This window comes from Microbacterium sp. SORGH_AS_0505 (genome assembly GCF_030818715.1).
Taxonomy (GTDB): domain Bacteria; phylum Actinomycetota; class Actinomycetes; order Actinomycetales; family Microbacteriaceae; genus Microbacterium.
Genome location: NZ_JAUTAT010000001.1, coordinates 2913855 through 2933041, shown reverse-complemented (window position 1 = coordinate 2933041; position 19187 = coordinate 2913855). Strand labels below are relative to the sequence as shown.

Here is a 19187-nt window from a genome sequence, read left to right as displayed (position 1 = left end):
CGTGGCGACGCTGTTCACCGGCATCGCCGAACTGACGACGAACGCGGATGCCGCGGCCCCCACCGCGACGATCGCCGACGCCGCCCTCCTCGTCGACGGGGGCCGGGTCGCGTGGTCGGGTGCGGCCACTGACGCCGAGACTGCAATCGCGCGCCGAGACAGCGGTCTGCTGCCGACGTCTCGGCCTGCCGCTGCAGTCTCGCGGTCGGAGGCCGAGGTCGCGCGCGTCGACCTCGGCGGCCATGCCGTGATCCCGGGCTTCGTCGACAGTCACACGCACCTCGTGTTCGCCGGCGACCGGGCCGACGAGTTCGAGGCGCGGATGACCGGCGTGCCGTATGCCGCGGGCGGCATCCGTCGCACCGTCGCGGCGACACGTGCGGCGACGGACGACGAGCTGCGCGCTCGACTCGCCGCGCTCGTCGCCGAACTGCACGCGCAGGGGACGACGACGTTCGAGGTCAAGACGGGCTACGACCTCACCGTCGACGGCGAGGCGCGGCTCGCGCGACTCGCGGCCGAGGTCACCGACGAGGTGACCTACCTCGGCGCGCACGTTGTGCCCGAGGGGGCGGACCGTGCGGCGTATGTCGACCTCGTGTGCGACGGCATGCTCGCCGCCGCCAGGCCGTACGTGCGCTGGGTCGACGTGTTCTGCGAGCGCGGCGCCTTCACCGAGGCCGAGAGCGAGCGCATCCTCCGCGCGGGAGCGGATGCCGGGCTCGGCGTCCGGGTGCACGGCAATCAGTTGGGCACGGGTCCGGGCGTGCAGCTGGCGGTGCGGCTGGGTGCGGCATCCGTCGACCACTGCACCCACCTGACGGATGCCGACATCGCGGCGCTCGCGGGATCCGATACCGTCGCGACCCTCCTGCCGGGTGTCGAGTTCTCGACGCGGCAGCCGTACCCCGACGCGCGCCGACTCATCGACGCCGGTGTGACCGTGGCGCTCGCGAGCGACTGCAACCCGGGCTCGAGCTTCACGAGCTCGATGCCGCTCATGATCGCGCTCGCCGTGCGAGAGATGGGGATGACGGTCGGCGAGGCCGTGTGGGCGGCGACCGCCGGGGGAGCGAGGGCGCTGCGCCGCACCGACGTCGGCCACCTCGGCGCGGGGGCGCGTGCCGACCTGATGGTGCTCGATGCCCCGAGCAGACGCCACCTCGCCTATCGGCCGGGCGTGCCGCTCGTGCGCCGCGTCTACCGCGGCGGCGAGGAGCTCAGTCCGCGCTGACGTCCCGCGGGGTGTCGACGCTCCACCGAGCCGGCGGCACGGACGTCGCGACGTCCCAGTCGTCGGTGTCCCAGGTGAACGTGGCCACCGCGCACGTCGGCATCTCGCCGATGCCGCCGTCCGACAGCTGCTCGGCGAGCACCGTCATCCCTGGATCGTGGGCGACGACGAGGACATCGGTCACGCCGCTCGCCGCGGCCGTCGCGAGCAGACGCGACCCGGGAGCACCGTACAAGCCCTCATCGGTCTCGACCTCGAGTCCGAGCGCGCCGGCGAAGGCCTGCGCCGTCGTCCGGGCCCGCACGGCCGTCGACGACAGGATGCGCGCGGGGCGTACGCCGGTCGCGGCGAGGCGTCGCGCCATCACGGGCGCGTCCCGCCTGCCGCGGTCGTTCAGCGGGCGTTCGTGGTCGTCCTGGCCGGTGCCCCAGTCGCTCTTTGCGTGACGGACGAGGATGAGGGTGATCATGCGAGTGCCCTTCCGGCGAGGAGTTCGAGGACGCAGAGCGCGGCGAGTCTGACGGTGCGGCCGTCTGCGGCATCCGCTGTCGCGTCGACCTCGACGATGTCGGCGCTCACGATGCGACGGTCCCCGGTCGCCGCGCGAACGAGGGCGCGGAGCTCCCACGCCTCGAGGCCGCCGGGGACGGATGCCGGGCACCCCGGTGCGACGGAGCGGTCGCACACGTCCACGTCGATGTCGAGATGCACGTCGCCCGCGGCTCCGGCGACGGCCAGAGCCTGGATCATGACGTCCTCGGCGCCGCGGCGGCGGACCTCGTCGAGCGTGATGACGGTGATGCCGAGGTCCGCGGCGCGCTGCGCGTACGCGACGGAGTTGGCGAAGTCCGCGATGCCGATCTGCACAATTCGTCGGGGGTCGAGACCGTCCTCGACGAGGCGGCGGACAGGGGAGCCGTTGGAGACGCCGTCGCGCAGGTCGAAGTGCGCGTCGAGCGTGATGAGCCCCGACACGCCGGCACCCTGCGCGGTCGCATACGTCACCGAGTTGTCGCCGCCGAGCGCGATCACGAGGCCCGCGTCGGCACGCAGTGCGCGGACGCGCTCGCGCACCCGGGCTTCGCCGTCGGGGCCATCCGGATCGTCGACGTCGCCGGCATCCGCGATCCGGAGAGCCTCGTTCAGGTCGACCGGGGGAGGCCCGATCAGCGTCGGGCTGAATCGGCGGAGCGCGTCGCGGACGGCGGCCGGTGTCGCGTGCGCGCCGGTGGGGGACAGTGAGGTGCGGAAGGCCGGCAGGCCGAGGATCGCGGCATCCACTCGTCCCTTCGGTGCGGGCCAGTCGCCGGCGCGCGGCCAGAGCGGATCAACGGAGAGCGCCATGGTCAGGGCAGCAGCAGGTGGGCGACGGTGAAGATCGCGAGTCCCGCGAGGGCGCCGACGATCGTGCCGTTCAGGCGGATGTACTGCAGGTCGCGGCCGACCTGCAGCTCGATCTTCTGGCTCGTCTCATCGGCGTCCCACCGCTCCACCGTGTCGGTGATGATCGACGCGATGTCGTGGCGGTAGCGGTCGACGAGGAAGACGGCGGCGTCCGCGATGCGCTTGTCGACGCGCTCCTGCAGCGCGGTGTCGGTCGCGAGCCGGTCGCCCAGGTCGCCGAGGGCGGCGGTGACGCGGCGGCGGAGCGGGCTCTCCTCGTCGGCGAGCGAGCGCAGGAGGCCCGCCTTCGCGGTGTTCCAGGCGTCGGCGGCGAGCGCGCGCACGCGCGGGCTGTCGAAGACCGCGCTCTTCGCGCCCTCGAGGCGGCCGATGGTCTCGGGGTCGTGCTGCAGGTTGTCGGCGAGGCGCTCGAGATACTGGTCGAGCGCCTTCCGGGCCGGGTGCTCCGGGTCGCGCTGCACGGCCGCGACGAACTTCGTGGCCTCGTGATAGACGGTGTCGTCGACGAGGCGCATGGCGACCGACGGCACCCACGACGGCAGGCGTCGTGAGACGAGTCCGTCGAACGCCTCGCGGTTCGCGTCGAGCCAGCGGGCGATGCTGTCGACGCCCAGGTCGACCGCGCCGCGGTGGGCGTCGGCGTCCACCACCCGCGACAGCCAGGTGCCGAGCGAGGGACCCCACGAGGGCGAGAGCAGGTGTTCGTGCGCGAGGTCGCTGATGAGGTCCTGCACCTCGTCGTCGCTGAGGGCGGTGAGGATGCCGGAGGCCATCGTCGAGGCCTCGGCCGCGACCGTCTTCGCGTGAGCCGGATCCTGCAGCCACGTGCCGGCGGTGCGGGCGATGTTGGTGGACTCGAGCTTCTGGCGGACGACGCCGGCCTCGAGGAAGTTGGTCTCGACGAATTCGCCGAGCGTGCGTCCGATCTCGTCCTTGCGGCGCGGGATGATCGCGGTGTGGGGGATCGGGATGCCGAGGGGGTGCCGGAACAGCGCCGTCACCGCGAACCAGTCCGCGAGGGCGCCGACCATGCCGCCCTCGGCCGCCGCGCGCACGTAGCCCCAGCCCGAGAGGTCCTTCTCGAGGATGAACGCGACGACGAAGACGATCGCCATGAACAGCAGGGCGCCGAGGGCGACCGCCTTCATGGTGCGGAGCCCGCGGTACCGCTGCTGGTCAGCGGTGCTCAGCGAGTCGTACGGGATGCGGGCCATTCGGCCATCCTGCCACGGTGGCCCTCAGCGACCCGGGCGACTCACGGTTCGACCGGCCCCAGCCACGCGTTCGCGAGCGCACTGTGCACCGACTCCGGGTCGGAGGGGTGGAACACACCGGCGAGCACGTCGCGGTAGAGCCTGCTCAGCTCGTTGCGGGTGAAGAAAGACGACCCGCCCGCGACGAGCATCGCCTCGTCGACGACCTGCTTCGCCGTCGTCGCGGCGCGGTGCTTGATCGCGGAGAGCTTCGGGAACCACATCGCGCCGTGGTCCGCGAGACCGTCGACGTCGGCCGCGAGGGTCTCGACCTGCACCGGGAGGGCATCGTAGGCGAGCGCCATGTCGGCCACCCGCCAGCGGATGTCGGGATCCTGACTGTAGGTGCGGCCCGTCTTCTTCGAGGTGCGCGAGCGGGCGGTCTCCACGGCCAGGTCGAGCGCGCGGCGGGCGATACCTGTGTATACGGAGGCCAGCAGGACCTCGAAGGCGCTGAAGATCCCGAAGACGAGCGGGTCGGGGCTCGGCCCGACCGGCAGCCGGCGGACGATCCGGTCCGCCGGGGCGACGGCGCCGTGCAGCTCGGTCGTCCGGGACTGCGTTCCGCGCATGCCGAGGGTGTCCCAGTCGTCGCGGGTGACGACGGCGTCGCTCCGGGGGACGAACGCGAACACGAGTCGCGGGTCGTCGGGGTCGGACGTGTCGAGGCCGTGGAGCCCCAAGTGCGTCCACACCGGCGCGAGCGACGTGAAGATCTTGGTGCCCGTGAAGGCGTACGAGCCGTCGGGGCGGGGCGCGGCATCCGTGTCACTGCCGAACAACACGAGGTCGTTGCCCGCTTCGCTGATCCCGAACGCGAAAACCTCGCCGCGGACGGCGCCCTCCTGCACGAAGCGGAGCGCGTCGTCGCCGCGGTCCGACATCACCTTCGCGACGCCGGTCCAGACGAGGTGCATGTTGATCGCGAGGGCCGTCGCGGGAGCGGCGCCGGCGAGCCGCTGCTGCAGGACGGATGCCTCGCGGAGCCCGAGCCCCGCCCCGCCGAGCTCGGTCGGCACGAGGATCGCGAGGTAGCCGGCGTCGCGGAGCTCGGCGAGGTCCTCGTCCGGGAAGCGGTTCTCAGCGTCGACGGCGGCAGCACGGGAGCGGATCCGCGCGAGCAGGTCATCCGGCAGGTGCGCGGCGGGATCGAACGTCATGACGGCAACCCCCACGTCCGGATCGCGTCGAGGAGCGCCTGGGCCGCGGCATCCGGAGCGTCGCGGTGCGGCGAATGCCCCGTGCCCGGTACGACGGACATCGACACCCGGGGATTCTGCAGCACCTCGGCGGCGAGGTCGCCCGTGAAGATCGAGTAGACGGCCGGGTCGCCCGCGATGACGTGGGTGGGGACGGTGAGACGGGATGCCGCCTCCCGCACGTCCCACGGCGTGTTCTGCAGTCCCGTCTGCTCGACGGCGAAGCGGCTCGCCTGCTGCGCGGCGACCGCCTTCAACTCGATGTCGAGCTCGAGCCACTCGGGGTGCGCGGCCCGGACGGCGTCGACCGAGGTGTCGGCGAACGCCTGCTCCTGGCTCGCGCGGACGGCGTCGCGATCGGCGTCCGCGAGGTGGATCGCGGGATCGACGAGGACGAGGTGACGTGTCCAGGTGGGGGAGGATGCGACGGCCACGGTCGCGGCCGCGCCGCCGAGCGAGTGGCCGAGGACGAGGTCCCACGTCGCGCCGTCGCCGGGCTGCGTCTGGACGAGGTCGGTCGCGTACGCGGCGATCGTGTAATCAAGGCCGCGTGGGGCGGTGCCGTGGCCGCGCAGGTCGACCGCGTCGACACGCCAGCCGGCGTCGGCGAGGGCGACGGCGTAGCGCCACATGAGCGCTCCGGTCGAACCGACGCCGTGGACGAGGAGTGCCCGGCGGTCGCTGCGCGGATTGCCCCAGCTCAGCCGGGGGAGAGTGACGGGTGACGGCATGCTCTCAGCCTAGGACGGGCCCCACCGGTCAGCGCAGGGCCAGGATGGGGGGATGATCTCCACCGACCTGGCACGCGAGCTGCGCGCGAGCGGCCTGATCTGGCGTCCCCGTTCCGGCGACCGGTTCCAGCTCGACGAACCCGAGTTCGAGGCCGACGTCTACACCGTCAGCGACATGACCGTCGAGGCTCGCAGCTACCCCACCGGCGATCTGCTCGCCTTCAACGGGACGACCGAGTGGGCGCTCGATTCGGTCGCCCTCGAGGACGCGCTGTGGCTGCCCTCCGAGGCGCAGCTGCGCGAGATGCTCCGCGGCACGTTCCGTTCGCTCCGTCGTCTTCCCGACATCCACGAGGTCGAGATCGAAGTGGATGCCGCCCCGCACCTCTTCCGGCACCCGCAACCCGCCGACGCGTACGCGCAAGCCGTCCTGTTCCTGCTCCGTCGCGCGGCGTGATGCGCTCGCTCAAGTGATGAGCGGGACGGGCTCCGTGTCGGGGATGGGGCTCGCGTCGCGGCCGCGCAGGTCGGGGAACCCGCGGACGAAGACGGCGGCGACGAGCGCGCCGGCGACGGCGAATCCGGATGCCGCGATGAACGCACCGACCGAGCCGACGCCGTCGATGAGGAAGCCGGCGACCGCAGAACCGGCGGCGGCGCCGATGAGCTGGCCGGTGCCGATCCACCCGTAGGCCTCTGCCGTCTCACTGAAGCGCACGCTGGCGCTCGTGATCGCGAACATGACCGCGAGGGCCGGAGCGATGCCGAGGCCGGCGATGAAGAGCGAGGCGCCCATCCACCAGGCGTTGAGGCTGATCATGACGAGTGAGACGCCGACGGCGACGATCGTCAGGCGACGGGCCATCGCCCACCGGCCGATCGGGATGTGGCCGAAGCCGAGACCGCCGGCGAGGCTGCCGACCGCGAAGACGGCCAGGACGATCCCCGCCTCGAGCCCCTCGTGGCCGAACGACGCGACGACGCCGGCCTCGACGGCCGCGCACGCGCCGATCAGCAGGAAGCCGGTCACGGTGGACAGCAGCACGACCGGCTTGCCGAGGACCCGTCCGAATCCACGACGGCTGCGGGGGATGCGGACACGCCCCACCTCGGGCGAGGCGATGAACCAGGTGCACCCTCCGATGAGGATGACGACGATCAGGAACAGCGCCGGAACCGTGCCCACCTGCGTCGCGACCAGCGTGATGAGAACGGGCGCGAAGATCCAGATGATCTCCTGCAGGCTCGCGTCGAGCGAGAAGAGCGGCGTCAGTTGGCGCGACGTCACGATCTTGGGATAGATCGTCCGCACGGCGGGCTGCACCGGGGGATTGGCGATGCCGGCGACGAAGCCGAAGACGATGAACCCCGGCATCCCGAACGGATTCACTGCGAGGGCGAGGACCGCGGCCGCGCAGACAGCGGCGGTCAGGGTGAGGACGCGGCGCATGCCCCAGACGCCCATCCACCGGCTGGTGACGGGACCGGAGATGGCCTGGCCGATCGAGACGGCGGCGAGGACGATGCCTGCGTAGCCGTAGGACCCGGTCGACTGCTCGACGTGGAGGAGTACCGCCAGGCTGGTCATCCCACTCGGGAAGCGTGCCGTCAGCTGTGCCGCGATGATGCGCGCGACACCCGGTGCGCGCAGGAGCTCCGAGTATCCCGCCACCCCTCCAATCTACCGTCGCCGACCGACATCCCAGATGTGGGGGTGAGGCCTCGGGGCGACACGCCGACGACACGCCGGGGCGCCGGATTCGCTCTCGATCCGATGTCGGAGGTTCCTCGTATCGTCCGACCTGTGGACAACCAGCCGAGGGCCTCGCGGTTTCGGCCGGAATCCCGGCCTTTTCGAGCCCGTTCCGAACTTCGCGGATTGGGGATGAATCGGTGGACAACCTGTGTTGTATCTGTGGAGAGATGCGGAAAAACTACACGGATGTAACTACTACCCCTTGTGGTGCTTCCGGGTGTCCGTACCCATATGTAGTATTGAGCTCCCGGCGGCCTCACACCCCCGGGAACCAGGTCGACGGGCGGATCCGGCCCGCATCCTGCAGTCAGATTTCACGAACGAGAAGGACCCCGCACCGGCGGGGGCCAGAGGCAGAGAGAGGGTCGACAGATGGCGATCACCGTGTACACGAAGCCGTCCTGCGTGCAGTGCAACGCGACGTACCGCGCGCTGGACTCCAAGGGCATCGACTACGAGGTCCTCGACCTCTCCGAGGACCCGGCGGCCCTCGAGCACGTCAAGTCGCTCGGGTACCTCCAGGCTCCGGTCGTCGTCACCGACGAGGACCACTGGTCGGGCTTCCGTCCCGACAAGATCGACGAGCTCGCGTCTCGCCTGGTCTGACCGATGAGCGCGGCCGTCATGACGAACGTGCCGCTGCTCGTCTACTTCTCGAGCGTGTCGGGTAACACGGCGCGATTCATCGAGAAGCTCGGGATGCCGGCTCGCCGCATCCCGCTTCACTCCTCCGAACCCGCTCTCCGCATCGAAGAGCCGTACGTCCTGGTCACCCCCACCTACGGGGGAGGCCAGGGCAGGGGAGAAGAGAAGGGCGCGGTCCCCAAGCAGGTCATCCGCTTCCTCAACGACGAGGGCAATCGGAGCCTGCTGCGCGGAGTCATCTCCGCAGGTAACAGCAATTTCGGCGAGGCGTTCTGCCTGGCCGGAGACATCATCAGCCGCAAGTGTCGTGTGCCGCACTTGTACCGGCTCGAAGTATTCGGCACGCCTGAGGACGTCGACCGCGTGAGCGGCGGATTGGAAGACTGGTGGAAGCTGCAGTGACCGACATGGCCTTCAAGACGGAGGTTCGTTTCGAGGGGATGGATTACCACGCCCTCAACGCGATGCTGAACCTGTACGGCGAGGACGGGAAGATCCAGTTCGACGCCGACAAGCGGGCCGCGCGGGAGTACTTCCTGCAGCACGTCAACCAGAACACCGTGTTCTTCCACTCCCTCAAGGAGAAGCTCGACTACCTCGTCGAGAAGGAGTACTACGAGGGTGCCGTCATCGAGGCGTACCCGTTCGAGTTCGTCCAGCAGATCCACGACCGTGCGTACGCGGCGAAGTTCCGCTTCGACACGTTCCTCGGCGCGTTCAAGTACTACACGAGCTACACGCTGAAGACCTTCGACGGCAAGCGCTACCTCGAGCGCTTCGAGGACCGCGTCGTCATGACCGCCCTGGCCCTCGCCGCCGGTGATCAGGACCTCGCGAACAAGCTCGTCGACGAGATCCTCTCGGGCCGCTTCCAGCCCGCCACCCCCACCTTCCTCAACGCAGGCAAGGCGCAGCGCGGCGAGCTCGTCTCGTGCTTCCTCCTGCGCATCGAGGACAACATGGAGTCGATCGCCCGCGGCATCAACTCCGCCCTCCAGCTCTCCAAGCGCGGCGGCGGCGTCGCCCTCCTCCTCTCGAACATCCGCGAGGCGGGCGCCCCGATCAAGCAGATCGAGAACCAGTCGTCGGGCATCATCCCCGTCATGAAGCTCCTCGAAGACAGCTTCAGCTACGCGAACCAGCTCGGCGCGCGTCAGGGCGCCGGTGCCGTGTACCTCTCGGCCCACCACCCCGACATCATGAAGTTCCTCGACACCAAGCGCGAGAACGCGGACGAGAAGATCCGCATCAAGACGCTGTCGCTGGGTGTCGTCGTCCCGGACATCACGTTCGAGCTCGCCAAGAACGACGAGGACATGTACCTCTTCTCGCCGTACGACGTCGAGAAGGTCTACGGCGTGCCCTTCGGTGACATCTCCGTCACCGAGAAGTACCGCGAGATGGTCGACGACGCGCGCATCAAGAAGACGAAGATCAAGGCGCGCGAGTTCTTCCAGACTCTCGCCGAGATCCAGTTCGAGTCGGGCTACCCGTACATCATGTTCGAGGACACGGTGAACAAGGCCAATCCGATCAAGGGCCGGATCAACATGTCCAACCTGTGCTCGGAGATCCTCCAGGTCAACACGCCGACGACGTTCAACGAGGACCTCTCGTACGACCAGATCGGCAAGGACATCTCCTGCAACCTGGGCTCGATGAACATCGCCCTGGCGATGGACGGCCGCAACCTCGCCGGCACGGTCGAGACCAGCATCCGTGCGCTCAGCGCGGTCAGCGACCAGAGCCACATCCGCTCGGTCCGCTCCATCGAGGACGGCAACGACAAGTCGCACGCCATCGGCCTCGGCCAGATGAACCTGCACGGCTACCTCGCCCGCGAGCACGTCCATTACGGCTCGGAGGAGGGTGTCGACTTCACGAACATCTACTTCTACACGGTGCTGTTCCACGCGCTGCAGGCCTCGAACCGGATCGCCATCGAGCGCGGCCAGGTCTTCGACGGCTTCTGGGACTCGAAGTACGCCACCGGCGAGTTCTTCGACAAGTACACCGAGCAGGAGTGGACGCCGGCGACGGCCCGCGTCGAGGAGCTCTTCGAGGGCATCCACATCCCGACGCAGGAGGACTGGCTGGAGCTGAAGGCATCCATCCAGAAGCACGGCATCTACAACCAGAACCTGCAGGCCGTCCCGCCGACCGGCTCGATCTCGTACATCAACAACTCGACGAGCTCGATCCACCCGATCGCGTCGAAGATCGAGATCCGCAAGGAAGGCAAGATCGGCCGCGTCTACTACCCGGCGCCGTTCATGACGAACGACAACCTCGAGTACTACGAGGACGCGTACGAGATCGGCTACGAGAAGGTCATCGACACGTACGCCGCCGCCACGCAGCACGTCGATCAGGGCCTGTCGCTGACGCTGTTCTTCAAGGACACCGCCACCACGCGCGACATCAACAAGGCGCAGATCTACGCCTGGCGCAAGGGCATCAAGACGATCTACTACATCCGTCTCCGTCAGATGGCGCTCGAGGGCACCGACATGACCGAGTGCGTCTCCTGCATGCTCTGACCGGCTGAGATTCGAGAGAGAAAAGACATGACCCCCGAACCCCTCAAGCTCCTCGGCTCGGTCCAGGCGATCAACTGGAACCGCATCCAGGACGACAAGGACCTCGAGGTGTGGAACCGCCTCGTCAACAACTTCTGGCTTCCCGAGAAGGTGCCGCTGTCCAACGACATCCAGTCGTGGGCGACGCTCACCCCCGAGGAGCAGCAGACGACGATGCGCGTGTTCACCGGCCTGACGCTTCTGGACACCATCCAGGGCACCGTCGGCGCCGTCTCGCTCATCCCCGATGCGATCACCCCGCACGAGGAGGCCGTCTACACGAACATCGCGTTCATGGAGTCGGTGCACGCGAAGAGCTACTCGTCGATCTTCTCGACGCTCGCCTCGACGCCGGAGATCGACGACGCGTTCCGCTGGTCGGTCGAGAACGAGAACCTTCAGAAGAAGGCCCGCATCGTCATGGACTACTACCGTGGCGACGAGCCCCTCAAGCGCAAGGTCGCCTCGACCCTGCTCGAGTCGTTCCTCTTCTACTCGGGCTTCTACCTGCCGCTGTACTGGTCGTCGAAGGCCAAGCTGACGAACACGGCCGACATCATCCGCCTCATCATCCGCGACGAGGCCGTGCACGGTTACTACATCGGCTACAAGTTCCAGCGCGGACTCGAGACGCTCGGTCAGGCCGAGCGCGACGAGCTCAAGGACTACACGTTCTCGCTGCTCTACGAGCTCTACGACAACGAGGTGCAGTACACGCAGGACCTCTACGACGGCATCGGTCAGACCGAGGACGTCAAGAAGTTCCTGCACTACAACGCCAACAAGGCGCTCATGAACCTCGGGTACGAGGCCATGTTCCCCGCTAGCGTCACGAACGTGAACCCGGCGATCCTGTCGGCGCTCTCGCCCAACGCGGACGAGAACCACGACTTCTTCAGCGGGTCGGGTTCGTCGTACGTCATCGGCAAGGCCGTCGCCACCGAGGACGACGACTGGGACTTCTGAGGCGCGGAGCCTCTGAAGAGGGCCCCCGGCACTGCTCGAGAGAGCGGATGCCGGGGGCCTTCCTCGTCCTCGCGACTGCGGGCGGTGACGGATGCAATAGATCGGGCGTGACGCGCCGCCGCGCGGGCGCTGGGAACGGCGTGTCGCGTCGGATCCATTGCATCGGCGCACGTTCAGCGAGGGCGAGTGCCTCGCCTCAGGCGGACTCTGCGGCCCGCCGCCGCAGGAACCGGCGCTCGGCCTCCGTGGGGGCCAGGTCGGCCGCGCGCTCGTAGTGTGCGAGCGCCTCGTCGCTCCGACCCGCCCGACGCAGGAGGTCCGCGACGGTCGCGTGGAGCAGGTGGTACCCGTCGAGCGTCCCTTCCGGCAACGCGGCGAGAAGTGCGAGGCCCGCATGCGGCCCCTCGGCGAAGCTCACGGCGACGGCGCGGTTGAGTTCCACGATCGGTGACGGCGCCACCCGCGAGAGTCGACCGTAGAGCTCGGCGATGCGCACCACGTCCGTGTGGCCGAGCGACGGCGCGGTCGCATGCAGCGCCGCGATCTCCGCCTGCAGCAGGTAGGGCCCGTCGACGCCGTCGACGAGGCGCCGTGCAGACCGAGCCGCCGCGAGCGCCGCGACACCGTCGGCGATCATCCGCGCATCCCATCGCGCGCGGTCCTGGTCGGCGAGGAGAACCAGGTCGCCCTCGACGTCGAGTCTGGCCGCGGTGCGCGAGTGCTGGAAGAACATGAGGGCGAGCAGCCCTCGCACCTCGGGAAGGTGCGGGGAGTCCACCATGAGGAGATCGAGGAGCCGGACGAGGCGGATCGCCTCATCCGCCAGAGCAGGCCGCACGAGGTCTCCGCCGCCGGAGTACCCCTCCGTGAACAGCGTGTAGAGCACGGCGAGCACGGCATCGGTGCGTGCGGGCCACTGTTCTCGCGCCGGGACCCGGTACGGGATGCCCGCGTCCCGGATCTTCGCCCGCGCGCGGACGAGCCGCTTCTGCATGGTGGCGGGGGCGACGAGGAAGGCCCGGGCCACCTCCTCCACATCGAATCCGACGACAGTGCGGAGCGTGAGAGCCACTCGCGCTTCCATCGAGAGCGCCGGATGGCAGCAGGTGAAGATCAGACGGAGCCGATCATCGCCGACCTCGGTGTGCTCCTCGGGGTCTCGCCACGCGGCGGTGCGTGCCTGATCGAGGTCCACCGCGGCTTCGACGGCGGCTCGTCGTGCGGTGGCCTGCCGCGTCGACGCCCGGCGGAGACCGTCGATGGCGGCATTCTGCGCGGCCGTCGTGAGCCATGCCGCCGGGTTGCGGGGGATGCCGGTGCGCACCCAGGCGGTGAGGGCGCTGGCTGCGGCATCCTGCATCGCGTCCTCCGCGAGCTCCCAGTCGCCGGTACGACCGATCAGGCCGGCAACGATCCGCAGGCGCTCGGCGGCGACCGTCTCGGCAAGCGCCGTGCTCACTGCGACGGTCGCCGGATCGCCGGTCACGGGGTCATCCCAACGGCCACACGGGGCGCACCTCGACGCGTCCGAAACGGGCCATCGGATGCCGCGACGCGATCTCGATGGCCTCATCGAGGTCGGCGACGTCGATCAGATCGAAACCCGCGATCCATTCCTTCGTCTCGGTGAAGGGGCCGTCGGTGAGGATGGTGCGACCGTCGCGGACGGTGACGGTCGTCGCATCGGACGGTGGGCGTAGACGATTGCCGACGCGCGCCGCGCCGCGCCGGTCCAGATCGGCAGCCCAGTCCTCGATGTCGTCCTCCTCCGGCACGTAAGTCGGGGCGGCGGGATCGCTGACGATGAACAGCAGATACTCCATGGTTCTCTCCTTCGAAGGTCGGTGTCTCAGGGACGACGCAGGTGGGGCCCGGACGAGGACACCGTGTGGAAGATCCGGTCGTTCCTGATTACACGACGGATGCCCCGCCGCCCAGAGGACAGCGGGGCATCCGTCGACGTCACGCCGGGCGTCGATCAGCCCTTGACGCTCCCGGTCGCCAGCCCGCTCTGCCAGTACCGCTGGAGGAAGAGGAACGCGATGATCAGCGGCAGGATCGAGACGAACGAGCCCGTGATCACCGTGGAGAACAGCGCCTGCGCGCCGCCGCCGGCGGACGCCGCGGACTGGAGCTGCGCAAGTCCCACCGTGACGGGGTACAGCTCCGACGTGTTCAGCATGATGAGGGGCAGGAAGTAGTTGTTCCACGTCGCCACGAGCGAGAACAGGAACACCGTGACGAGGCCGGGGCCGAGCAGACGCAGCCCGACCTGCCAGAAGATGCGGAACTCGCCCGACCCGTCGACCCGCGCCGCTTCCATGAGCTCCGTCGGAATGGAGTCGGCCGCGTAGACGCGCATCAGGTACACGCCGAAGGGGCTCACGAGCGACGGGACGATGATCGCCCACGGCGTGTCCGTCAGACCCGCGTTCGAGAAAAGCAGGTAGGTCGGCAGTGCGAGGGCGGTGAGCGGGATCATGATGGCGCCGAGGGTCGCGCTGAACAGTGCCTTCTTGCCCGGGAAGTCGTACTTCGCGAACGCGTAGCCGGCCATCGCCGAGAGGAGGGTCGCCCCGGCCGCCGACACGACGGCGTACAGCACCGTGTTGACGAGCCAGCGCCAGAAGATCCCGCCGCGCACGGTGAAGAGGGTCGCGAGGTTGTCCCACAGGTGGAAGTCGCCGCTGAACCAGAGTCCGAAGGTCGCGAACAGGTCGGAATTGTCCTTCGTCGCCGACACGATCAGCCACCACAGCGGGAGGACGAAGTACGCGGCGCATAGCCACAGCAGCACGGTCAACGGCACGTTCCGCTGACGCCCGCGGTCGTAGGCGCGACGGGCGCCGACTCGGTGTGCAGGCGTGCCGGTCACGACGGCGCGGGTCTCCAGATCGGTCATCGGACGGCCTTCCGTTCGCGACGCTCGCTGCGCTGGCTGGCGAGCTGGACGACGTACGAGACGATCGCGATGAACAGTCCGAGCAGGAACGCGATCGCCGCGGCGTAGTTCAGCTCCTGGTTGATGAACGCGAGGTTGTACGCGTAGTAGTTCGGCGTGTAGGAGTTGGTGATCGCGTCCGGCGCGATGTTGTTGAGCAGGCTCGGCTCGGCGAACAGCTGGAAGGTCCCGATGATCGAGAAGATGACCGTCAGCAGGATGGCGGGGCGGATGGCCGGGATCTTGATGCTCCACGCGACACGGAACTGTCCCGCTCCGTCGATCTCCGCCGCCTCGAACAGGTCGGCGGGAATGGCGCGCAGCGCCGCGTACATGATGATCATGTTGTAGCCGACGAACTCCCACGTGACGATGTTCATCATCGAACCGAGGATGCTGCCGGGCGAGAGGAACTCCGGAGTGCCCCAGCCGATGCCGCGGGCGATCTGCGCGATGGGGCCGAAGTCGGGCCCGTACAGGTAACCCCACATGAGGGTCGCGACGACCGCGGGCACCGCGTACGGCATGAATACCAGCAGGCGGACGCTGCGCGAACCGCGCACCCGGCCGCTGTCGAGGGCCAGCGCGAGGAACAGCGCGAGCCCGAGCATTATCGGCACCTGGATGACGAGAAACAGCCCCATGCGTCCGATGCTCGCGAGGAATGCGGAGTCCTGCAGGGCGCGGACGTAGTTGGCGAAGCCGGCGAACACGTCGCCGCCGATGAGCTTGCTCTGGAAGAGCGAGAGGTAGCCGGAGTAGGCGAGCGGCACGATCAGCATCGCGATGAACACGATGAAGAACGGCAGGATGAAGAGGTAGGCGGCGACGTTCTGCCGGCGGCGGTTCGAGCCGGTGCGACCGCGAGACGCGGCGGGGGAACGCTCAGCGCTGAGCGTCGAGGTGGTGGTCACGGATCCTCCTGGGATCGGATGCGGAGGGGATCGGGGCGCCCCGATGGGACGCCCCGATCGCACTCACTTGACGGTGAAGCCCTGGTCCTTCGCGTAGGAGACGAGCTGGTCCTGCCAGGTGTCCAGCGCCGCCGCGATGTCGCCCTTGTCGGCGATGACCGTGCCGAGGGTCTCTTCGTAGCTGGAGTAGACGTACTCCATGAAGGGGAGCCACTGGAAGTCGGTGTCGACCGTCTGGGAGATGTCGGCGAACAGCTTGTTCACCTGCTGGCCGCCGTAGAACTCCGACGTCGCGTCGAGGAACGCGGGGTCTTCGAGCACCGAGTTCTGCGGCGGGAAGAAGAACTGCTCCGTCGCCAGCATCATGGCGGACTCCTCGTCGTGGTTGATGAACTTCGCGAGCTCGGCTGCCGCGATCTTGTTCTCCGACGATGCGAGGACGGCGTCCGAGGACCCGCCCCAGTTGCCCGAGACCTGCGACCCGGCATCCCACTGCGGGAGCGGTGCAGCGCGCCAGAGACCGGACGTGCCCTCGGCGGTGCCCTGCAGGAAAACGGGCCCCCACGCGGCGGTCAGCCATCCGGCGTATTTGCCGCTGGCGAGGCCTTGGTACCACTGGTCGTTGAAATCGACGTCGGTCGAGACGAGGTCGCGCTGGATGAGATCGGTCCAGTAGGCGGCGACCTCCTTGGCCTCGGTGCTGTTGACGTCGATCGACACGGTCTCCTTGCCGTCGTAGCCGAACGGCTTGATGCCGCGCTGCCAGAAGAACCCGATGAGCTGGCCGGCCTGGGTCGCGCCGAGGTTCGAGATGTACGAGCCCGTCTTGGACTTCACCGCCTCCGCGGCCGTCGCGTACTCCTCCCACGTCGTGGGGGCCTCGGTGATGCCGGCCTTCTTCAGGATGTCCTCGCGGTAGAGGTTGCCCATGGGGCCGACGTCCTGCGGGATCGCCCAGACCTCGTTCCCCGGTGAGACCTGATTCCACGCCCATTCGACGTAGTCGCCCGACAGGTCGTCCGCGCCGTACGGCGCGAGGTCGAGCAGGGAGTCGGCCAGGACGAATGACGGGATGTACTGGTATTCGATCTGCGCGACATCGGGCGCCCCCTGGCCGGCTTCGATGGCGCTCCGGAGCTTCTGATAGTGGGGGAGGCCCTGGCCGACGTTCTCGACCGTGACGTCGATCTTCGGGTACTTCTTCTCGAAGAGTGCGACCTCCTTCTCGATGTCGGGCACCCACGTCCAGAACGTGAGCTTGGTGGGGGTGTCCATCGCCTCGTCGATCTGATCCTGCGTGACCGTCTCCTGCGAGGGGCCGTCGGAGGATGCCGGGGCGCAGGCCGCGAGCCCGCCGATGGACATGGCGCCGACTGCCAGCGCCGCTGCTGTCTTGCGTGCCGTTCTCATGTGATCTTCCTTCGTGGTGGGTGGGGTGGTTCAGTTGTCGGGGGTGGAGCTGAGGAAGCAGCGGGTCGCCCACGCTGCGAGGACGAGGTCTGCGCCGGGAGCGAGCTCTTCGCCGGTGACCGCGTCGCGCGCGCCGACGGCGAGCTCGACGGTCTGCGGCGCCCAGCCCCAGTTGAAGACGAACCAGGCCCGACGACCGTCCGGAAGCGAGCCGGACGCGACGGAGACGGGGAGGGCGGCCTTCTGGAGCAGTCCCGCCGAGATCGGTTCGGGGACGGCCCAGCGCACGAGATCGGCCGCGAGGGCGGGTGAGGGCAGCGTGCCGACGACCGTGATCCTGCCGCTGCCGTGCGAGCGCGTCGTGACGGCCGCGAAGTCGCGGAACCGCGGGTGATCGTAGGTCACGAGCGTGTCCGCATCCGTCGGCATCAGTCCGTCGGCCCAGGCCTCCGCGGTCGCGCCGGGCGTCACCTCGAGGGTTCCGACGCCGACCGCGGCCACCGGTCGCTGCAGATTCGAGAACTCCTCGTACGAGACTCCGGCGGGCTCGGCGAGGCGGGCCGGCGCAACCTCGATTCGGGCCCGCGCCTCGTGGTCGCCGTAGCCGGTGCGGATGCCGACGATCAGGTGGCCACCGGCATCCGCGTACTCCCGGAGGAGCTCGAGGGCGCCGTCGTCGGCGACGTAGACACCGGCCGCGATGAGGACGGGGAAGCGTGCCGCGAGTTCGGCTGCGCCGAGATCGCGGGCCTGCGCGACGTGGATGACCCGTGCCTGGGCGCCCGCGTCGAAGACACCCCGGTAGGAGGCGTCGAAGATGCGCTCGTACGACGCGGCGGCAGGTTCGCCCGCGTCGTCCATGAGAGGCGGGAAGAAGTCGAACGCGAACCGGCTGTCGGTGGACCAGAGGAGGGCGACGTCGGCGTCGGGCTCGAAGCCGTCGAGGGTCGGTCCGATGGCTCCGAAGGCCGCGCCGACCTCGGACAGCTCGCGGTACACACGTCCGGGCTCGAGGCTGTGGGGCAGGATGCCGCCCCAGTAGGTCTCCGTGCCGTAGGGCAGCGTGTGCCAGTGCCAGTACTCGATCATGGCCGCGCCGCGCGAGACGAAGGCGAAGGCGGCTTGCGTCAGCTGGCCCGGGTAGGGCGGCAGGTTGAAGGCGGAGCCGCCGATGGACTGGGCATCTGTCTCGGTGATGAGGAACCGCTCCTGCTTCGAGGAGAACGTGCGGTCCGCCTGGCGGAACATGCTGCTGACGCCCGACGTCGTCCACGGCGTGACCGGGGGGAGTTCCCGGGTCGCGTCGAGGTGGTCCTGCATCGCGTAGTAGGGATTTCCTGCCGTCACGTCGAGCTCGAGTGTCACCGAGCGGTCGTCGAGAGCCGGTCGCGGGTAGGCGATGCAGGTCGTCACGAACTGGTCCGCTGAGGCGTACTCCCGCACGATGGCCGCCTGCCAGGCGATGAATTCCGTCGTGAGGTCGGCCTGGTAGCGCCGCCAGGCCAGGTCGTACTGCGGCAGGCTGTTGCCGTCGGGTGTCCACAGTTCCGACCAGTCCGCAATGCGGTGGGACCAGTAGGTGAGCCCCCACTCTCGGTTGAGCGTCTCGACGTCGCCGTAGGTGGCAGCCAGCCGTCGGACGAATCGCTGGAACGTGCTCCGGTTGTGAGGCAGGAGCATGCCCGGCTCGTTGTCCACCTGGTAGCCGATGACCGCAGGGTGATCGGCGTAGCGGGCGACGACGGCGCGGATGATGCGCTCGGCGTAGTGGCGGAAGGCCGGGTGGGAGTAGTCCACTTCCTGACGAGCTCCCCACGGGTGCGGATGGCCGGTGGTGATCTCCGCGGCGATCTCGGGGTGGGCGACCTGAAGCCACGGCGGGACGGCGTAGGTGGGCGTGCCGAGGATGACCGCGATACCCCGGTCGTGAGCACCGTCGAGCACGGGCTGCAGCCAGTCGAGGTCGAACTCGCCGTCACGGGGCTCCCAGGTCGACCAGACCGACTCGCCGACACGGATGACGGTGAACCCCGCCTGCTTCATCAGGTCGAGGTCGAGTTCGGTGCGCTCCGTCCAGTGGTACTCCGCGTAGTACGCGGCGCCGAACAGAAGGTGCGAGGGCAGGGGCGCAGGCATGCAGGGACTCCGTCGTCAG

General features: G+C 68.9%; 18 protein-coding genes. 6 read left to right on the top strand and 12 right to left on the bottom strand.

The genetic code is table 11. From position 1 onward, the window contains the following. Position 1: 1 nt before the first annotated feature. The gene (hutI, locus tag QE428_RS14580; RefSeq protein WP_307470540.1) at positions 2 to 1234 is read left to right on the top strand and encodes an imidazolonepropionase; all 1233 of its coding nucleotides are present in this window, start codon (positions 2 to 4) and stop codon (positions 1232 to 1234) included. On the opposite strand, the gene QE428_RS14575 is transcribed toward hutI, so the two are convergent. The 5 genes from QE428_RS14575 to QE428_RS14555 are packed head-to-tail and all read right to left on the bottom strand — an operon-like array spanning position 1221 to position 5821. Next, positions 1221 to 1703 (bottom strand): histidine phosphatase family protein, encoded by a 483-nt coding sequence (locus QE428_RS14575; protein ID WP_091354962.1) that lies wholly within the window; start codon positions 1701 to 1703, stop codon positions 1221 to 1223. The genes hutI and QE428_RS14575 overlap by 14 nt on opposite strands. Further along, positions 1700 to 2578 (bottom strand): arginase family protein, encoded by an 879-nt coding sequence (locus QE428_RS14570; RefSeq protein WP_307470537.1) that lies wholly within the window; start codon positions 2576 to 2578, stop codon positions 1700 to 1702. Before QE428_RS14570 ends, QE428_RS14575 begins: the two co-directional genes overlap by 4 nt. 2 nt (positions 2579 to 2580) lie before the next feature. After that, positions 2581 to 3852, bottom strand: a complete 1272-nt coding sequence (locus QE428_RS14565; protein WP_307470535.1) for a DUF445 domain-containing protein — start codon at positions 3850 to 3852, stop codon at positions 2581 to 2583. Positions 3853 to 3893: 41 nt separating this feature from the next. Then, the gene (locus tag QE428_RS14560; protein WP_307470533.1) at positions 3894 to 5051 is read right to left on the bottom strand and encodes an acyl-CoA dehydrogenase family protein; all 1158 of its coding nucleotides are present in this window, start codon (positions 5049 to 5051) and stop codon (positions 3894 to 3896) included. After that, on the bottom strand, positions 5048 to 5821 hold the full coding sequence (locus tag QE428_RS14555; protein WP_307470531.1) for an alpha/beta fold hydrolase: 774 nt from the start codon (positions 5819 to 5821) through the stop codon (positions 5048 to 5050). Before QE428_RS14555 ends, QE428_RS14560 begins: the two co-directional genes overlap by 4 nt. Before the next feature lie 52 nt (positions 5822 to 5873). On the opposite strand from QE428_RS14555, the gene QE428_RS14550 reads away from it, so the two are divergent. Further along, positions 5874 to 6278, top strand: coding sequence for a hypothetical protein (locus QE428_RS14550; RefSeq protein WP_018188441.1), 405 nt, complete (start codon positions 5874 to 5876; stop codon positions 6276 to 6278). Positions 6279 to 6287: 9 nt separating this feature from the next. Here QE428_RS14550 and QE428_RS14545 read toward each other — a convergent pair whose 3' ends face one another. Continuing rightward, a complete protein-coding gene (locus tag QE428_RS14545) occupies positions 6288 to 7493 on the bottom strand; it encodes an MFS transporter (protein WP_307470529.1) in 1206 nt (401 codons plus the stop codon). Positions 7494 to 7949: 456 nt separating this feature from the next. On the opposite strand from QE428_RS14545, the gene nrdH reads away from it, so the two are divergent. From nrdH to nrdF, 4 genes are read left to right on the top strand one after another with little or no spacing between them, the layout of a single operon-like run. Further along, positions 7950 to 8183, top strand: coding sequence for a glutaredoxin-like protein NrdH (gene nrdH, locus QE428_RS14540; protein WP_018188439.1), 234 nt, complete (start codon positions 7950 to 7952; stop codon positions 8181 to 8183). Positions 8184 to 8186: 3 nt separating this feature from the next. Further along, the gene (nrdI, locus tag QE428_RS14535) at positions 8187 to 8624 is read left to right on the top strand and encodes a class Ib ribonucleoside-diphosphate reductase assembly flavoprotein NrdI (RefSeq protein WP_091354941.1); all 438 of its coding nucleotides are present in this window, start codon (positions 8187 to 8189) and stop codon (positions 8622 to 8624) included. A gap of 5 nt (positions 8625 to 8629) precedes the next feature. Continuing rightward, positions 8630 to 10762, top strand: a complete 2133-nt coding sequence (gene nrdE / locus QE428_RS14530; RefSeq protein ID WP_307470525.1) for a class 1b ribonucleoside-diphosphate reductase subunit alpha — start codon at positions 8630 to 8632, stop codon at positions 10760 to 10762. A 27-nt stretch (positions 10763 to 10789) separates the two neighbouring features. Continuing rightward, a complete protein-coding gene (nrdF, locus tag QE428_RS14525) occupies positions 10790 to 11767 on the top strand; it encodes a class 1b ribonucleoside-diphosphate reductase subunit beta (protein ID WP_091354938.1) in 978 nt (325 codons plus the stop codon). 196 nt (positions 11768 to 11963) lie between these two features. On the opposite strand, the gene QE428_RS14520 is transcribed toward nrdF, so the two are convergent. The 6 genes from QE428_RS14520 to QE428_RS14495 all read right to left on the bottom strand — a co-directional run bounded on the left by QE428_RS14520 (position 11964) and on the right by QE428_RS14495 (position 19168). Next, a complete protein-coding gene (locus QE428_RS14520; protein WP_307470522.1) occupies positions 11964 to 13253 on the bottom strand; it encodes an RNA polymerase sigma factor in 1290 nt (429 codons plus the stop codon). Between the two features lie 4 nt (positions 13254 to 13257). Further along, complete coding sequence (locus QE428_RS14515) at positions 13258 to 13590, bottom strand: YciI family protein (RefSeq protein ID WP_091354933.1); 333 nt, start codon at positions 13588 to 13590, stop codon at positions 13258 to 13260. A 155-nt stretch (positions 13591 to 13745) separates the two neighbouring features. Continuing rightward, complete coding sequence (locus QE428_RS14510; protein WP_133399931.1) at positions 13746 to 14669, bottom strand: carbohydrate ABC transporter permease; 924 nt, start codon at positions 14667 to 14669, stop codon at positions 13746 to 13748. Continuing rightward, positions 14666 to 15622 (bottom strand): carbohydrate ABC transporter permease, encoded by a 957-nt coding sequence (locus QE428_RS14505; protein ID WP_240741345.1) that lies wholly within the window; start codon positions 15620 to 15622, stop codon positions 14666 to 14668. Before QE428_RS14505 ends, QE428_RS14510 begins: the two co-directional genes overlap by 4 nt. A gap of 63 nt (positions 15623 to 15685) precedes the next feature. After that, positions 15686 to 17032, bottom strand: a complete 1347-nt coding sequence (locus tag QE428_RS14500) for an ABC transporter substrate-binding protein (protein WP_307470518.1) — start codon at positions 17030 to 17032, stop codon at positions 15686 to 15688. A gap of 30 nt (positions 17033 to 17062) precedes the next feature. Continuing rightward, positions 17063 to 19168, bottom strand: coding sequence for a beta-galactosidase (locus QE428_RS14495; RefSeq protein WP_307470516.1), 2106 nt, complete (start codon positions 19166 to 19168; stop codon positions 17063 to 17065). Positions 19169 to 19187 lie beyond the last annotated feature (19 nt).

What these genes read in the sequence shown, in the direction of transcription:
- QE428_RS14575 (WP_091354962.1), bottom strand. Translation starts at nt 1,703, where the DNA reads ATGATCACCCTCATCCTCGTCCGTCACGCAAAGAGCGACTGGGGCACC.
- QE428_RS14570 (WP_307470537.1), bottom strand. Translation starts at nt 2,578, where the DNA reads ATGGCGCTCTCCGTTGATCCGCTCTGGCCGCGCGCCGGCGACTGGCCC.
- QE428_RS14565 (WP_307470535.1), bottom strand. Translation starts at nt 3,852, where the DNA reads ATGGCCCGCATCCCGTACGACTCGCTGAGCACCGCTGACCAGCAGCGG.
- QE428_RS14560 (WP_307470533.1), bottom strand. Translation starts at nt 5,051, where the DNA reads ATGACGTTCGATCCCGCCGCGCACCTGCCGGATGACCTGCTCGCGCGG.
- QE428_RS14555 (WP_307470531.1), bottom strand. Translation starts at nt 5,821, where the DNA reads ATGCCGTCACCCGTCACTCTCCCCCGGCTGAGCTGGGGCAATCCGCGC.
- QE428_RS14550 (WP_018188441.1), top strand. Translation starts at nt 5,874, where the DNA reads ATGATCTCCACCGACCTGGCACGCGAGCTGCGCGCGAGCGGCCTGATC.
- nrdH (WP_018188439.1), top strand. Translation starts at nt 7,950, where the DNA reads ATGGCGATCACCGTGTACACGAAGCCGTCCTGCGTGCAGTGCAACGCG.
- nrdI (WP_091354941.1), top strand. Translation starts at nt 8,187, where the DNA reads ATGAGCGCGGCCGTCATGACGAACGTGCCGCTGCTCGTCTACTTCTCG.
- nrdE (WP_307470525.1), top strand. Translation starts at nt 8,630, where the DNA reads ATGGCCTTCAAGACGGAGGTTCGTTTCGAGGGGATGGATTACCACGCC.
- nrdF (WP_091354938.1), top strand. Translation starts at nt 10,790, where the DNA reads ATGACCCCCGAACCCCTCAAGCTCCTCGGCTCGGTCCAGGCGATCAAC.
- QE428_RS14515 (WP_091354933.1), bottom strand. Translation starts at nt 13,590, where the DNA reads ATGGAGTATCTGCTGTTCATCGTCAGCGATCCCGCCGCCCCGACTTAC.
- QE428_RS14510 (WP_133399931.1), bottom strand. Translation starts at nt 14,669, where the DNA reads ATGACCGATCTGGAGACCCGCGCCGTCGTGACCGGCACGCCTGCACAC.
- QE428_RS14500 (WP_307470518.1), bottom strand. Translation starts at nt 17,032, where the DNA reads ATGAGAACGGCACGCAAGACAGCAGCGGCGCTGGCAGTCGGCGCCATG.
- QE428_RS14495 (WP_307470516.1), bottom strand. Translation starts at nt 19,168, where the DNA reads ATGCCTGCGCCCCTGCCCTCGCACCTTCTGTTCGGCGCCGCGTACTAC.